This is a genomic window from Ruegeria sp. A3M17 (genome assembly GCF_003318255.1).
Lineage (GTDB): Bacteria > Pseudomonadota > Alphaproteobacteria > Rhodobacterales > Rhodobacteraceae > Ruegeria.
This window is the reverse complement of the sequence record NZ_QOCF01000014.1, coordinates 127335-141708: the sequence shown is the minus strand read 5'-3', so window position 1 is coordinate 141708 and position 14374 is coordinate 127335. Positions and strand designations below refer to the sequence as shown.

The 14374-nt window shown below is 54.9% G+C and carries 15 protein-coding genes, 1 tRNA gene and 1 pseudogene; 7 read left to right on the top strand and 10 right to left on the bottom strand.

Going from position 1 to position 14374, the window contains the following annotated elements; translation table 11 throughout:
- Positions 1-2: 2 nt before the first annotated feature.
- From DS906_RS08130 to DS906_RS22280, 8 genes are all read right to left on the bottom strand, one after another.
- Positions 3-455, bottom strand: a complete 453-nt coding sequence (locus tag DS906_RS08130; protein ID WP_113789704.1) for a low molecular weight phosphatase family protein — start codon at positions 453-455, stop codon at positions 3-5.
- 3 nt (positions 456-458) lie between these two features.
- Positions 459-938 (bottom strand): UPF0262 family protein, encoded by a 480-nt coding sequence (locus DS906_RS08125; RefSeq protein WP_113789703.1) that lies wholly within the window; start codon positions 936-938, stop codon positions 459-461.
- 85 nt (positions 939-1023) lie between these two features.
- Positions 1024-1821 (bottom strand): hypothetical protein, encoded by a 798-nt coding sequence (locus DS906_RS08120; RefSeq protein ID WP_147235210.1) that lies wholly within the window; start codon positions 1819-1821, stop codon positions 1024-1026.
- Between the two features lie 124 nt (positions 1822-1945).
- Positions 1946-3247: a histidinol dehydrogenase gene (gene hisD / locus DS906_RS08115; RefSeq protein ID WP_113789701.1), complete on the bottom strand. Its 1302-nt coding sequence runs from the start codon at positions 3245-3247 to the stop codon at positions 1946-1948.
- A 60-nt stretch (positions 3248-3307) separates the two neighbouring features.
- The gene (locus DS906_RS08110) at positions 3308-3775 is read right to left on the bottom strand and encodes a GNAT family N-acetyltransferase (RefSeq protein WP_158541300.1); all 468 of its coding nucleotides are present in this window, start codon (positions 3773-3775) and stop codon (positions 3308-3310) included.
- Between the two features lie 43 nt (positions 3776-3818).
- Positions 3819-4295 carry a DUF2948 family protein gene (locus DS906_RS08105; RefSeq protein ID WP_113789699.1) on the bottom strand — a complete coding sequence of 159 codons (477 nt, stop codon included), beginning with the start codon at positions 4293-4295 and terminating at the stop codon, positions 3819-3821.
- Positions 4292-5560, bottom strand: a complete 1269-nt coding sequence (gene murA / locus DS906_RS08100; protein WP_113789698.1) for a UDP-N-acetylglucosamine 1-carboxyvinyltransferase — start codon at positions 5558-5560, stop codon at positions 4292-4294. The genes DS906_RS08105 and murA overlap by 4 nt, the downstream gene beginning before the upstream one ends.
- 6 nt (positions 5561-5566) lie before the next feature.
- On the bottom strand, positions 5567-5722 hold the full coding sequence (locus DS906_RS22280) for a hypothetical protein (RefSeq protein ID WP_199520031.1): 156 nt from the start codon (positions 5720-5722) through the stop codon (positions 5567-5569).
- Positions 5723-5805: 83 nt separating this feature from the next.
- On the opposite strand from DS906_RS22280, the gene DS906_RS08095 reads away from it, so the two are divergent.
- Both DS906_RS08095 and DS906_RS08090 read left to right on the top strand, forming a co-directional pair.
- Positions 5806-5880 (top strand) — tRNA-Thr (locus tag DS906_RS08095).
- A 79-nt stretch (positions 5881-5959) separates the two neighbouring features.
- Positions 5960-6754 carry a DUF6538 domain-containing protein gene (locus tag DS906_RS08090; RefSeq protein ID WP_147235208.1) on the top strand — a complete coding sequence of 265 codons (795 nt, stop codon included), beginning with the start codon at positions 5960-5962 and terminating at the stop codon, positions 6752-6754.
- A 456-nt stretch (positions 6755-7210) separates the two neighbouring features.
- Here DS906_RS08090 and DS906_RS08085 read toward each other — a convergent pair whose 3' ends face one another.
- Positions 7211-8050 carry an efflux RND transporter periplasmic adaptor subunit gene (locus DS906_RS08085; protein WP_113789696.1) on the bottom strand — a complete coding sequence of 280 codons (840 nt, stop codon included), beginning with the start codon at positions 8048-8050 and terminating at the stop codon, positions 7211-7213.
- A gap of 91 nt (positions 8051-8141) precedes the next feature.
- Positions 8142-8413: pseudogene (locus DS906_RS08080) on the bottom strand (integrase core domain-containing protein); the annotation flags it as partial.
- A gap of 160 nt (positions 8414-8573) precedes the next feature.
- Here DS906_RS08080 and DS906_RS08075 point away from each other — a divergent pair.
- The 5 genes from DS906_RS08075 (at position 8574) to DS906_RS08055 (ending at position 14351) form a co-directional block, all read left to right on the top strand.
- Positions 8574-9911 (top strand): amidohydrolase family protein, encoded by a 1338-nt coding sequence (locus DS906_RS08075; RefSeq protein WP_113789695.1) that lies wholly within the window; start codon positions 8574-8576, stop codon positions 9909-9911.
- Positions 9880-11280 (top strand): amidohydrolase family protein, encoded by a 1401-nt coding sequence (locus DS906_RS08070; RefSeq protein WP_113789694.1) that lies wholly within the window; start codon positions 9880-9882, stop codon positions 11278-11280. The genes DS906_RS08075 and DS906_RS08070 overlap by 32 nt, the downstream gene beginning before the upstream one ends.
- A gap of 30 nt (positions 11281-11310) precedes the next feature.
- Complete coding sequence (locus DS906_RS08065; protein ID WP_113789693.1) at positions 11311-11694, top strand: hypothetical protein; 384 nt, start codon at positions 11311-11313, stop codon at positions 11692-11694.
- Between the two features lie 157 nt (positions 11695-11851).
- Positions 11852-13198 carry an amidohydrolase family protein gene (locus DS906_RS08060; protein WP_113789692.1) on the top strand — a complete coding sequence of 449 codons (1347 nt, stop codon included), beginning with the start codon at positions 11852-11854 and terminating at the stop codon, positions 13196-13198.
- A gap of 499 nt (positions 13199-13697) precedes the next feature.
- The gene (locus DS906_RS08055) at positions 13698-14351 is read left to right on the top strand and encodes a DUF3299 domain-containing protein (protein ID WP_113789691.1); all 654 of its coding nucleotides are present in this window, start codon (positions 13698-13700) and stop codon (positions 14349-14351) included.
- Positions 14352-14374 lie beyond the last annotated feature (23 nt).

Sequence of the window (14374 nt, the reverse complement as noted above, 5' to 3'; positions counted from 1 at the left end):
GGTCACTCCGTAGGTTCGCCCCAGCGGCCTTTGAGATGCTGAATGATCTGGTCGCGGGTCTGTCGGTAGTGAATTAACTTGTTTGCGCGGCTTTCGCCCAGTCCGGTAGGGTCCATTATTGGCCAATAATCGACATCCAGGTGAAAAATGCGCGTCAATTCCAGCGCCTGGCGCTGACTGGCCGGAGACAACGCAACGATCAGGTCGAACGAGCTGAGGTCGTCACCCCATTCCTGCATTTCATCAAACGAGCGTGACCGATGGCGGGACAGTTCAACGCCGACCTCCTGACAGACCGCGATGCAGAACCCGTCAATCTCAAGGTCATTTCGTACACCGGCGGACTGTACGTAAGTGCCGGTGCCGTAGAACTTTTTCATGAGCCCTTCGGCCATAGGAGACCGAACCGCGTTATGGTCGCAACAAAACAGGACCGACTGCGGTAAAGGCTTCACGCGTCAGCCCCCGAAATGCAGCACGCAGATCAGCGTGAACAGGCGACGTGCCGTATCGGTATCTATGTCGGCCTTACCTTCAAGTCGCTCCTGCAAGACGCGGCTGCCTTCGTTGTGGATGCCGCGACGGGCCATATCGATGGTTTCGATCTGGCTGGGCGGCAGAGTTTTCACCGCGTTGAAATAGCTTTCGCAGATCTGAAAATAATCTTTGACCACCTGCCGGAACGGCCCCAGCGACAGGTGAAATTCTGCTGCCTTCTCCTCGGCCTCGGTGGCGATGTCGAAGACCAGCCGTTTGTCGCGGATCGACAGCTGCACACGGTATGGTCCATCAGGCGCGACTCGGTCATCGCGCACCGGCAGCGCAAAGCTGTTTTCTTCCAGCAGATCATAGATAGCAACCTTACGCTCCTGCTCGATCTCGGGGGTCGGTGGAGGCAGGTTTTGGTCGTCTAGTTCGATGTGCGAGATACGAGTCATAAGGCTTGGTCCGTTCAGGTCGGCACAGACTTATAGCAACAAAATTGAATGGGCAACGCACACGGACCAATTCCTGACAAACTCGCTACAAAGGGTGATCCGAAGGGTCAATTCCGTGCTTCAACAACAATGTGTCGACAAGTGAGCCTTTGGCGATTTCACGATCCATAAAAATCTTCCGAAACCAAGATCCAAAGAAATGCACGGACATCTTATTCTGCCAGTCCAGAAACTCGAGCGCCGACATATCCGGATCATTCCAGTACTTTCTGTACCTGAGAGGGATCGCATAAAGCTCTGCGCGGGCAGAACACATATCATGTTCCGGCGTATCATAGATGTAGTGAAAGAACAAAGGTGGCCCAAAGGTCGAAAGCGGTAAACTCCAGACAGTTGATCTGCCGAATATGTCGATGTAGCTCTTTCGCCGATCCTCTGCCCACCAGGGCGGAACAAGGTCACTGTCGAAAGCGAAATCACACATTTTTTTCAAGGCCGGACTGTCGCTTGGCAAGGCAACAACACCATTCATCATACGTCGGCGTTTCAAATTCGCCTTTGGAAACAAGTAACCTTGGTTGGTCTCGAATGGTCTGTTTGCGTAAGCATCGGCATCCACCCAGATGTAGTCAGTATCCTGCATAAGCTTCAGACGGAACAGATCCGCATGAACGGCAACGGATCGGGCGACCGGGTCGCGGTAAATCTCGGACGTTTCAAAAATTTCGCGTGCGTCGCGCGCCTCGATGTAATCCGGAATATCCTCGAGGTCGCCATAGTGGTAGACGATCGGCTTCTGATCCACATCCGCGAAGGACTTCAGGCACAAATGCTCCAGAAAACTAAACCGTTTGCCGATCCAGAGTGTTGCCACGCGTTCCAAGTCTGGCTCCTTTGTGCCGGGTCGTCTTGCGGCTAGGGCGCCGTTGAACACCCATTTGTTTCAAGACCTATCCCTGAAAACCAATACAGGTTCACAGCAAGTGTGACCCCATAGCCATAAACCTTCAGCCATTCAGGCGCTTCAGCCGCGCCGTGACAGACAGCCCATGCGCCTCAAGGCTTTCGGAATGCGCCAGTTGCTCAGCTGCTGGTCCGATCGCACGCAGGGCTTCTGGTGTCATTTGGCTGAGTGTCGTGCGCTTGAGGAAATCCATCACACTGAGACCAGAGGAGAAACGGGCCGAACGGGCCGTCGGCAGCACGTGGTTGGGGCCGCCAACATAGTCTCCAATGGCCTCGGGCGTGTACTGGCCCAGGAAGATCGCGCCAGCGTGGACGGTCTTGGCGCTCAGCGCCACCGGGTCAGCCACGCACAGCTCAAGGTGTTCGGGCGCGATGCGGTTCGACAATGCTGCTGCCTCGTCCAAATCACGCACGGTGATGATCGCGCCGAAATCACGCCAGCTGGCCCCCGCGATTGCGCGGCGTTGCAGGGTTTCAAGGCGTTTGGCGACGGCTTTGGCGACAGCCTGCCCAAACCCGGCGTCATCTGTAATCAGAATCGACTGCGCGCTTTCGTCATGTTCTGCTTGGCTAAGCAGATCCAACGCGATCCAGTCGGGATCATTATCCTTGTCGGCAATCACCAGAATCTCGGACGGGCCGGCAATCATGTCGATGCCAACCTTCCCGAACACGCGGCGCTTGGCGGCGGCGACAAAGGCGTTGCCCGGTCCGGTGATCTTGTCGACGGGCGCGATACTGTCCGTGCCATAGGCCAGTGCGGCAATCGCCTGTGCACCGCCAACACGATAGACCGTGTCCACACCGGAAAGCCGCGCCGCCAGCAGGACCAGCGGGTTCACCTGCCCGTCCGGCGTTGGCACTGCGATGGCAAGACGCTCGACCCCGGCAACCTTGGCCGGGATTGCGTTCATCAGCACTGATGACGGATAAGATGCCAGCCCACCCGGCACATAGAGACCGGCAGCCGACACAGCAGACCAGCGCCACCCCAGCGTTGCGCCTGTTTCATCGGTCCACGCGTGATCCTCAGGCATCTGCCTTTCGTGATAGGCCCGGATACGGGCAGCAGCCAATTCCAGCGCGGCCCGATCTTCGGCCGAGACCTGATCCACAGCCTCGGTGATCTGTTCGGCGCTGAAGGCCAATGTTTCGGATGTCAGCTCCAACCGGTCAAACTTGGCGGTCAGCTCGATCACCGCCGCATCGCCACGGTTCCGCACGTCATCGATAATCCCGGCGACGACGGCATCCACATCCGGGCTGTCCTCGCGCTTGGCGGACAATAGTGTTTTGAATGTGGTCTCGAATTCAGGCGATGTCGCGTCGAGGAAAACAGGCATGTTCTGGCACTCCGGTGCGTTTGATCGGGACATACCGCCCAGATGGACCAGCCTCAACCCTCAGTCCTGTAGATGCAACGATTTGCACATACTCAGACAGGACAAGTCATTGCGCTGACTGCACCCTCCGGTGGCTTCCCAGCCGTGCCGTGCATAGAAACCCTGTGCCGTTCGGGTGGCCTCAAGCCGTCCTTCGGCACAGCCAAGGGCAATGAGTTCCTGCTCAAGCGTCTTCAACAAAACCCCGCCAATACCGCAGCCGGTTTGATCGGGATCGATATACAATAGCGTGATTTCTCCGGCTTCGGTCAGCCCACCGACTGCCGCAGGCTGCCCGTTGTTCTCGGCAAGCCAGATCTGTGCGCCGTTCCTGATCCAACCCCTGATCGTCGCCGGATCCTTGTTTGCGACCCATTGTGCGATCACCTCAGGATCATCCTGATGGTCCGCCGTGCAAAGGTCGGTAATTGACCGGACCAGAACACGGCTCAGATCGAACACGTCGAAAACGGTCGCACGGCGCAGCACCAGACCCTGTGGGGGTCCGGTGAAAGCCTGCGCTATGCCGCGCTTATTCCGGATGGTGCGGTGCCTGGCCGGATGGGGCCTGATACGGTCGGGTCACGTCCTTGAGGGTGACATCCAGCGCCTCGACCGACAAGCGGATCGAACCGTCGCCCGCCAGTGTCAGCATGATCTGCCCCGCGCCGTCTTCGCCCGCTTCGAAATCAATCGACAGCAGGGACATCACCATTTCCTTGTCGCCGCGTTCGACCCCCTGGCTCGCCACAGATAGCACTGAATCGAAAACCAGAACTGACTGCACCCGTTCAAACGGGCGGTCGCGGCGGGCGGCAGCATCCTTGTCTTCCCACCGGAACCGGTTCAGCAATAGGCCAAAGCGACGCTCAGAGGGCCGCCATGTCATCTCGGTGATTGGGAAAATCGCATCCTGCGCCAGGGTCGAAATCACCTGAAGGTCATCGGCGTCCTCGGCCCCCAGATTCAGTGGGGCTTCGCGTCCGTCTTCGAAACTTGCATCTGTCATTGGCCTTTGATCCGTTCAATCTTTGCGCCTACGCCTTCCAGCTTACGCACCACATGTTCATATCCGCGGTCCAGATGATAGACCCGACTGACTGTCGTTTCCCCTTCAGCCGCCATTCCGGCCAGAATCAACGAGACTGAGGCCCGCAAATCCGTCGCCATTACCGGCGCGCCCTTCAGGCGTTCAACCCCGGTCACGGTCGCCGTACCGCCATGCACTTCGATATTCGCGCCCATGCGCACCAATTCCGGCGCATGCATAAAGCGGTTCTCAAAGATACGTTCTTCCAGAACCGAGGTACCTTCGGCCGTGCACATCAGCGCCATCATTTGCGCCTGCAAATCTGTCGGGAAACCGGGGAACGGTTCGGTCACCACATCCACAGCCTTAACACGACCGTTCTTACGGGCAACCTTCAGGCCATTTGGGGTTTCTTCGACATGCACTCCCGCCGCATCCAGCTTGGCCGCAAAAGATTCGACCAAAGCCATCCGACCACCCAACAACTCAACCTCACCACCGCACATCGCAGGGGCCAACATATAGGTGCCCAGTTCAATCCGGTCAGTTACCACCTGATGCGTCGCACCGTGCAGGCGATCAACGCCCTGAATCTCGATGGTCGAGGTCCCCTCGCCCGAAATCTGCGCGCCCATCTTGCGTAGGCACTCAACCAGGTCAACAATCTCCGGCTCACGTGCGGCGTTCTTAAGAACGGTCGTGCCTTTGGCCAGCGTGGCGGCCATAACGATGTTCTCGGTCGCGCCCACCGAGGCAAAGCGCATCTCATGCACTGCACCTTTCAGCCCACCGGGGGCTTTGGCGTGCAAGTAACCGTCTTTAAGCTCGATCTCGGCGCCCAGCGCCTCAAGACCTTCGATATGCAGGTCCATCGGCCGCGCACCGATGGCACAGCCCCCCGGCAACGACACAACAGCCTGTCCAAAACGCGCCAGCAAAGGACCCAGCACCAGATTGGATGCCCGCATCTTGCGCACGATCTCATAATCCGCTGTCTGACTGGTCAGGTCATGGCTGGACATCGCTAGCACCTGCCCGTCCTGCAGCGAAGACACTTCTGCCCCGAGCGATTGCAAAAGCGCAGTCATTGTCTTGATGTCACTCAGCCGCGGCGCATTGGTCAGCGTCAGCGGTTCGTCGCTGAGCAACGTTGCGGGCATCAGCGTCAGGCATGCGTTCTTGGCCCCCGCAATCGGTATCTGACCGTTCAGCGGCCCGTTGCCCGTTACCAAAATCGAATCCATCTGCTCTTATCCCTCGTCCTTGCCGGTCTTGTCCTCGGATGCCGCTCGCGCCTTGGCTTGCGCCTTGCGCCGCGCCATATTCGCCTTAAGCGCGGCCTTAAGCCGTTCTTCGCGCGCGTCCCCGGATTTACCGTCTTTTTTAGGTGAATTTTTGTCTGCCATTGTCTTTCTCTACAGGAGACGAAAAAAACCGTCCAGACACCCTTGCGCCGCGTTTCGTTTGAGTCTAATCACCCGCCCACAGCGCTGCTGTAGCTCAGAGGTAGAGCACTCCCTTGGTAAGGGAGAGGTCGAGAGTTCAATTCTCTCCAGCAGCACCATGATTTTCTCATATCATTCAAAAACTTACACCAAACCAACGGCTTGCGCTTGCAGACTCCTACACAGGAGTCCTACACAGTGACCCTAACCATGCCTACACCAGTCAAAGACAAAAAGAGCGGAATCTACTACGTCAGGGTGCGCGTTCCGGCGGACCTTAAGGGATTCGTCGGTCGCGCTGAGGTGTCAAAGTCACTCCGAACCAGAGACCCGGCAGACGCCAAGGAGCGATTTGCGGCGGAGTACGCCAAAATTCAGAAGCGGTGGGCGTCCCTTCGGGCAAAGCCTGAATCCCTCCCATTAAAAAAGATCGTCGCACTTTCGGCGCGCGTGTATTTCCGCCTTATGGAAGTATTGGAAAATGAACCGGGAGAGCCTGAGATTTGGCACCGCGTTTTGGAACTGAGCCAACAGGCGGAGGCTGCTGAGGGCGGGTTAGAAAAATGGTATGGAGATGCCACTGACGAGATATTGGCAGAAGAAGGAATTGCTGTAGACGAACCGACGCGCACTCGTTTGCTACGCGAAGTCCATAGGTCTTGGACGCAGGCAGCTAGTCAGCAATTGAAGCGGGCCGAAGGCGACTTCACCCCGGACCCTCAGGCTATGCGTTTCCCTGAGTGGGAACCCACGGCCACGCCGAAAGCGGCAACCGAAGGCCCCACCCTCACCAGCCTTTTTGAACGGTGGAAGAAAGACCACTTGAGCAACGGAAAGGCAGCCGCAACGGTCGATGACTTCGCTCAGAAGAAGGACGCTCTGGTCGCATATTTGGGTCATGAGGATGTCACTCGGATAAAACCTAAGGACATTGCTGACTGGTGCGACTACTTGCGTGACGAGAAAGGTCTGAAACCGCCTGAAGTTTTCTAGAACCCGCGCGATGTCGGCGTCGTCCGCTTACCGGACGCATGCACGCACAGAGATCAAGTAGCTTGGGAAAGGCAGGTAAGGGCTCAAACCGGTCATCTGACGGTTTCGGTTGGATATCGTGCCGGTTCAGACGGCATCAAGGTCGGCTGAGCGGACCTTCCAGCCGTTCGCCGCAACCGCGAAATCTCAAGGTTCGCGAGCGCAGCATTTGGCACTAAGGGCGGAGAGCCGACTTTCGCTGCAGGAGCAAACAGCGTCACGGATCCCTAAGGAGCAGACATTCAGGCATCCAATATGGTGAGTTTTATTGACCGCATTAACGAACTTCTCGCAACGTATGCTCTGGGTGTGATCAAATCCGCCCGAATCCGGCATGCCGGACAGTACAACCCCAAGGCAAAAGCCATCGTCAGCTCAGCTAATCAAGCAGAGGTCGAGGTCTGTCGCGGTCGCCAGTCAGTTATTCGCTGCGCGTGATCTGATTGTCACCTTCAGCCCCGGCCGGAGAAACAGGTCGGGATTTGGGAACTCTCCCCAGACCTCTAGGGTCTGTGTTACTTCGTCGAACTTGTATCCACCGGATACCAACCGACCCTCATGCGGGTATAGTTCGCCGTCAGGAAGAACGAGCGACAGCACAAGCGCTTCGCTGATCGCCTCATCCGATTTCAGAAGCTTTTGCCTGTTGGCATAGACAGCATAGGGGACCTTCCCGATAACCTGTATTGGGTCGAGTTGAGTGATAATGGCCATCGTAATACCATCGCCTCCAGAAAGCGTGACATCCTGCCAGCCGTTCTCCTTTACCATTGGTGCGCTGATAACTCCGGTGATCGGTGCCTTTTGCGTCATCTGCATGACGCCGAGCCCCGCCAATCCTACAGTGGCCTTGGCCTGCTCCACGTTCCCTGCGGCAATGCCACGGGCTGCCTCCGCAATCTCGACGGCAGATTCCGAAATCACATCTTTGGATTTCAGTGTTTTGGTCCGCTTCAACTCAGCTTCGGCTTGCAGCAACTTTGCTTCTGCGACTGACAGTTGCCCCTGCGCAAGCTGCAGACGATAGTCAGCTGGTGCCGTGTGGAACTCAAAAAGAACATCACCCTTCGTGACGATCTGCCCAGGCTCGAAGGTGATAGACTTCAGCCAAGCGCTGACAATTGGCGTGACCTCCGCTTCACGTGCGGGAACAACAATACCACCGAACTCAGCAGTGCCCAATGCGTTCTCATTCGCAAATGCTGCTGTGCAGCAAAATGCGGCAACGACTCCAAAATAGGTTAGAACTTTCAACATTCGTTATCCCCTTCCATTGTCCGTCGTCAGGGCTTTTGGCACCGGTGGCGGCTTAAACTAAGAGAGCGTTTGGCTCATCTGGTTGTTTGCATTATGCGGCGCGCTGGCGGTGATGCAAGCGGCGCGTTTCGAGTGTCTTTCGTTTGATCCTTTCCGTCGTTGTAGAATGGTTTTATCACCGCCGAAGTAGACGTCTGCCGGTGTAACGTTGTTCAGGATCTCGTGGAAATGTTGATGATTGTAATGTTCGACGAAAGCTTCGATTTCCCTTTCGAGATCGCCCGGTAGGAAGTAACTTTCCAGCAGAATGCGGTTCTTCAGGGTCTGGTGCCATCGCTCGATCTTGCCTTGGGTTTGCGGGTGGTACTCCTACAACTTTGATTGCCTCGCCAACATCGCGTGCACGTTTAGTTTGAAGCAATTCCAAGAAGAAACGTCATCGCGGCCTTCAGTTCAACTGTTGCACTTAAAACTTGCATCCAATCTGGGGCGGCTTAATGTTTGAAAATCATAAGGAGCGCAAATGTATTTTCCCGCAAAAGTATCACTTTCATCGATTGCCATTGCCTTTGTTTGTTCGCAAGCGATCTCTCAAGACGGGACGCAAATCCTGATAACAAACGTCAATGTGTTTGACGGAGTGAATGAGGAGCTGATTGAAAATGCGAATGTTGTTGTCACGGATAATCTGATTGCGAAAGTGTCCTCCGAGCCCCTCTCAGCCACCAACCGTGTTGTCATTGACGGAGGTGGGCGCACGTTGATGCCCGGCCTGATCGACGCGCATTGGCACACGCTTTACTGCTGCAATCCCCAAAGTGTTATTGCGACCGGCGATATTCTTGAAGTTGCGGTACGGGGGGCCATCGGGTCCGAAGGTACATTGATGCGTGGCTTTACATCCGTGCGCGATGTCGGTGGCAATTCATTTGCGATCAAACGGATGATAGACGCCGGCGAGATCAAAGGCCCTCGTATCCTGCCGTCGGGCCCGCCTGTAACTCAGACTGGCGGGCATTTTGACTATCGCCCTTACCAAGCGGTGCCGAGTAATTCCGGGGACTCGCAATGGTACTGGTACAGTGTCGGTCTGATGGCACAGGCTGATGGTGTGCCCGAAGTGACCAAACGGGCCCGTGAGATCATGCGCATGGGTGCGACCCAGCTTAAGATTTCTACCGGCGGCGGGGTTTCATCAACTTATGATCCGCTAGATGTGCGTCAATACACCAAAGCCGAGATCGAAGCCTTTGTGGAGGTTGCCGACACATACAACACTTATGTCGCCTCTCATGTTTTCACGGATGAGGCGGTCGAAATTGCCGTCGCAGCTGGTGTTAAGTCCATCGAGCACGGCTTCCTTATGAGCCGTGAAACGATGGAGCTCATGCGCGACAATGACGTGTGGTTGTCGGTGCAACCTTTGCTAGACGACGAAGATGGTTTTTCCTTTGACGATCCCATCAGCCAGCAGAAATGGATCGACGTCACGAACGGCACGGACTTCACCTACACCACGGCCAAAGAAGTCGGGGTCAAGGTGGCCTTTGGCACCGATATTCTGTTCGACCCCAAGCTGGCCGAACGTCAGGGCGCATTCCTTGCCAAGTTGCAACGCTGGTATACGCCTTATGAGGTGCTGAAAATGGCGACCTCGACCAACGCAGAACTGCTTGAGTTATCCGGCCCGCGCCACCCCTATCAACAAGGCGGCCTAGGCGTGATCGCAGAAGGCGCTTATGCCGACCTGATCCTTGTTGACGGCAACCCGCTGGAAAACATCGACCTGATCGCGGACCCGCATAAGAATTTCGATCTGATCATGAAAGATGGCAAAATTTATAAGAACACGTTGGACTGAGTTGTACCCAACAACTGTCGTCAAAACCGACTCTCTCGCCAGAAAAGTAGTTGCTTTGAAATATTTTATTGCCACTATCGCTCTTCTATTCGCAACAGCGCCTGCGTTCGCACAGGACCAGACTCTTTTCATCAATGTCGATGTTTTCGATGGCGTCAACGAAGCGCTAATTGAAAATGCGAGTGTTTTGATCGAGGGCAACTTGATCAAGACGATTTCAACCGAACCGATTGAGGCAAGCGGCGCGACGATACTTGATGGCGAAGGTGGCACTCTGATGCCTGGTATCATCGACAGCCACGCTCACCTCGCCATAGGCAATATCGGTGTACCGGATATTCTGAACGAGTTTCCGGGTTACCTCACTATTCGTTCCACTGTGGCGGCGAAACAGCTTCTAGATCAAGGCATCACAACCATCCGTGATATGGGAGGGGAAACTTTCACAGTGAAACGCGCGATTGAGGAAGGCTTGATTCCAGGTCCCCGTGTTTTCCCCTCTGGCGCATTCATCACCCAGACCGGCGGCCATTTCGATTTTCGTCCGCGCGGAACCGCAAATCCATCTCTCACAGATGACGTACCTTTCTGGTCAAACTTCCACGTGTGGATGGTGGATGGCCCGGACCGTGTGGCAGCGGCAGCACGCGAAAACCTTCGCCTTGGCGCGACGCAGCTCAAGCTTGCAATTGGCGGCGGTGTATCCTCAGCATTTGATCCGATAGACACCACCCAGTATTCCTATGACGAGATCAAAGCAGCAGTCGACGCCGCTGAGAACTGGGGTACGTACGTTACCGTTCACGGCTATACGCCTCGCGCAATCAACATTGCTATCGATGCAGGTGTGAAGGTGATTGAACATGGCCAGCTCCTGGACCGTCCCACTATTGAACGAATGGCAGCAGAAGGTATCTGGCTTAGTTTCCAACCGTTTACTCTGTGTTCTGAGCCGAACCTTGACGCGGCGCAAAACGCAAAACAGGCTATCGTTTGCAAGGGCACTGGGCAAATATATGAATGGATGAAGGAAATTCCCGAGCTGAAGGTTGCACACGGCACGGATACATTTCTTAATCCGGAGACTGGTTTAGCAGGAGCAACCAAACAGCTGGAGCGGTTGGAGAAATGGTTTTCGCCCTACGAAATCCTCAAGATGGCCACTAGCAACGTCGGTGAACTTCTAAAACTCAGTGGACCGAGAAACCCCTATCAGGACGGTGATCTTGGCGTTTTAGCTGAAGGTGCCTATGCGGACATTTTGCTGGTCGGTGGTAACCCACTCGATGACCTTGGTTTGGTTACTGATCCCCAAAACCTTCAGGTGATCATGAAGGATGGCGTGATCTACAAGAACGAGTTGGAATAGCCGACAGGCGGCGAGTGAGCGGACTAAAAAATGATTAATCTATCCCTTCTTGTCAAGCTTCAGGCGGTTTTCGCGGTCGCGTCGCTCACCTACCTCGCGACCAGCGCGATCTGCGAGCAAATGATCGGCGAACCGCTGAGTGCGGCAGCCATAGGGCCATCCATCCTTATGTTCTTGGCCTATTGTGCCGCCCTCTTTTTACCGCGCACCGGGAGGATCGGATGGTATCGCATAGCGATGGTGCCCGCTCTCGTTCTGTTCGGCTTTGGTGGCGTCATCGGAAATATTACCCGCTACATAGATGGCGGCCTTGCCGAATACGCCTCTTTGGCAGCATGGGGGATTGCCGTCGCCATCAACTTCTTTGGCACAGTCCTCAATGTTATCGCCGCTCTAAAGCTTTTCAAAGAATAGGTCTGGAATTTTCGATGCCCATTTCCACTTGTCCAATTGTAAGGCTCTTGTTTGCGCCGCCGTTTCAAAAGACATTGGGTCGAGGAATTTCATACTCGACTGGGTTAACCGATCAACCTCAAACACGATATCTGACATTTTTAAAGGAGACCCAAATATGAAACGCCAAGGCATGATACTTGCTTTGCTTGCAAGCTCAATTCTCGCAGGATCGGCTGTCCTTGCGCAGGACAGTTCCGCTTCAGCAACACTGATCACCGGTGCTCGGATTTTCGACGGCGTCGGGCCTGATCTAATCGACGGGCAGGATATCCTGATTGAAGACGGCATGATTTCGGAAGTTGGTGCAGGACTGGTCGCCCCGGAAGGGGCCCAAGTCATTGACGCTGCAGGACGCACCATGACGCCCGGTTTCATTGACGTTCACTATCACCTCAGCCTGTGCAATGTGCCTATCATGGATATGGCTGGATCTGCTGCGCCAGATCTCGATTATATCGGGATAAAGGCAGCCCAAGCCGCTGAAGAGGCGCTGATGCGCGGCTTCACCAGCCTTCGCGATGTGGGCGGTGCTTCGTGGGGCGCAAAGCTGGCTGCTGATCGTGGCGAAATCGCAGGCCCCCGTGTCTGGCCAAGCCTGCGCGCGATTTCACAGTTCGGAGGTCACGGCGATGCAAACCCACGTTACATGGAACCACGCGAATTCGGCGGGCCGGAAAACAACCTCGAACGGCTTGGCTATAGCCGCATTGTGAACGGGCGCGATGAAGTGCTTGTCGCCACACGTGAAAACCTGAAACGCGGTGCAAGTCAGATCAAGATGCATTTAGCTGGTGGTGTCGGCACTGAATTCGACCCAATTGACGGTCGCCAGTTTATCAAAGAGGAAATTGAAGCTGCCGTCGAAGTTGCTGAGGGGTTTGGCACCTATGTCGCCGCCCATGTGTACACCCCAGACGGTATCAAACAGGCGGTCGAAGCCGGTGTGCGTTCTATCGAGCATGGCAATCTCATTACCGATGAAATAGCCCAATTGATGTCCGATAACGATGTCTGGCTCAGCCCGCAGGTCGTAGTCTACCTGACCTTCTCACCTGATCTCGGGCCAGTGCGGCTGGCCAAGGGTAAGAAGGTCGAAGCCGGTTTGGACCAGATGTTCGAATTGGCCAAAAAATACGATCTGAAGATAGCTTTTGGCACCGACGTTGTGGTCAACCCCGAAGCCTGTGCTGATCAAAACCGCGAGTTCGTTGAGCGGACGAAATGGTTCACTCCCGCTGAGGTTCTTGCACAGGCAACCTCGCTCTCTGGCGAACTACTACAGCTATCCGGCGACCGCAGCCCCTACCCAGGCGTTGTTGGCAAGATTGAAGAAGGGGCGCACGCAGATGTGCTTTTGATCGATGGCAACCCGCTGGAAGACATTTCAATCCTGCGCAATCACGAAGAGGCGATTGACCTCATCATGAAAGGTGGCGAAGTTTACAAGAGCGAACTGGAGTAACGGGTACAGTTGGAAACAGTAGCTTTCCTTGAGGCATTCCTCTGAGCGCCTCAAGGTTTGGCTTGTGTCTGGAAACGTCAGTTTAACTGATTGATGCGAATGACCGCAACTAGATCATCGGCCCAGTCGAGTTTGCCTGAGATTGCACCAACGTCCGCTTTTTCTCCTGCTTTCCGGCATGGAATTCTCATGCAAAGCGAGGACGGAGATGTTGCGGACGCTTTAGAACGAAAGGTGGCTTAAACGAGCACTTAGGGCGGCACCAAAGCGTGACAGGTCCATTTTGCTAAATGCTGGGATGAGAACGAATGCCCGTTATTCTGTTTCTGATGCGATATTCGTTAAAAATATTTGCAAAGCTCTGTTGTTGGCAGAAAAGGAAAGCGGTTCCTGGTTGGTGTTGTTTTCGCCTATGTTACTGGTCTAGGTTGTTTATGTCGAATATGTGGGATTTTTCTTCCGCTTAAATGCGAGAGATACACTGTTAGGAGCAATGCAAATGGCGCTGGCAAACCCACATTTACTTGTATGTGCTCTTGCTTTTATGACTGCGGGCATGTCTGCGGCAGCGGAGCGCTCGGCAATCAACTGGGAAGAACTTGCACCGCCGCAGCCAGCCATAGAAGACCCTTTTGTTGAATTAGCACCCGAACAACTGGATGCGCTCAGAATGATAGCTCGGTTTGAGGCAGCCAAAGACAAATCCACAAGTTACATAACGGCGGAGCAAGCCGAAAACCTTCGCAACAAGCTGTTGGACGAAGGCCTTGATGTAGAATGGCTTTTCAAACAACGTGAGATTGTCATTGAGGAGCGTCGGGCCCAAGCCGCCGCTGTAAATCCAAACGTCATCGGTAAGGAGGTTCGCATACCGGGCTACGTTATACCGCTGGAATTTGAAGGACAAAAAGTGACATCCTTCCTACTCGTACCTTATGCTGGCGCTTGCATTCACACACCGCCGCCTCCGGCAAACCAAATGGTACATGTTACCTACCCTGATGGAATTGAGGTTTCAGGTTTGTTCACACCTGTGTGGATAGAGGGGAAGATGAACGCCGAATTTTCGGTTCAAGACGTGGGATTGTCAGACGGCGGGTCCCGTGTTGAGGTCGGCTACGAGATGTCGGCTAATGACGTTTATTTGTACTGACCTGTAACCAGTCAGGTTTGCAA

Bases quoted from the DNA above. Each gene is read 5' to 3' on its own strand.
- hisD (WP_113789701.1), bottom strand. From the start codon at position 3,247: ATGCCTGTTTTCCTCGACGCGACATCGCCTGAATTCGAGACCACATTC.
- DS906_RS08070 (WP_113789694.1), top strand. From the start codon at position 9,880: ATGGCAAAATTTATAAGAACACGTTGGACTGAGTTGTACCCAACAACT.
- DS906_RS08055 (WP_113789691.1), top strand. From the start codon at position 13,698: ATGGCGCTGGCAAACCCACATTTACTTGTATGTGCTCTTGCTTTTATG.
- DS906_RS08085 (WP_113789696.1), bottom strand. From the start codon at position 8,050: ATGTTGAAAGTTCTAACCTATTTTGGAGTCGTTGCCGCATTTTGCTGC.
- DS906_RS08105 (WP_113789699.1), bottom strand. From the start codon at position 4,295: ATGACAGATGCAAGTTTCGAAGACGGACGCGAAGCCCCACTGAATCTG.
- DS906_RS08075 (WP_113789695.1), top strand. From the start codon at position 8,574: ATGTATTTTCCCGCAAAAGTATCACTTTCATCGATTGCCATTGCCTTT.
- DS906_RS08065 (WP_113789693.1), top strand. From the start codon at position 11,311: ATGATTAATCTATCCCTTCTTGTCAAGCTTCAGGCGGTTTTCGCGGTC.
- DS906_RS08060 (WP_113789692.1), top strand. From the start codon at position 11,852: ATGAAACGCCAAGGCATGATACTTGCTTTGCTTGCAAGCTCAATTCTC.
- murA (WP_113789698.1), bottom strand. From the start codon at position 5,560: ATGGATTCGATTTTGGTAACGGGCAACGGGCCGCTGAACGGTCAGATA.
- DS906_RS22280 (WP_199520031.1), bottom strand. From the start codon at position 5,722: ATGGCAGACAAAAATTCACCTAAAAAAGACGGTAAATCCGGGGACGCG.
- DS906_RS08125 (WP_113789703.1), bottom strand. From the start codon at position 938: ATGACTCGTATCTCGCACATCGAACTAGACGACCAAAACCTGCCTCCA.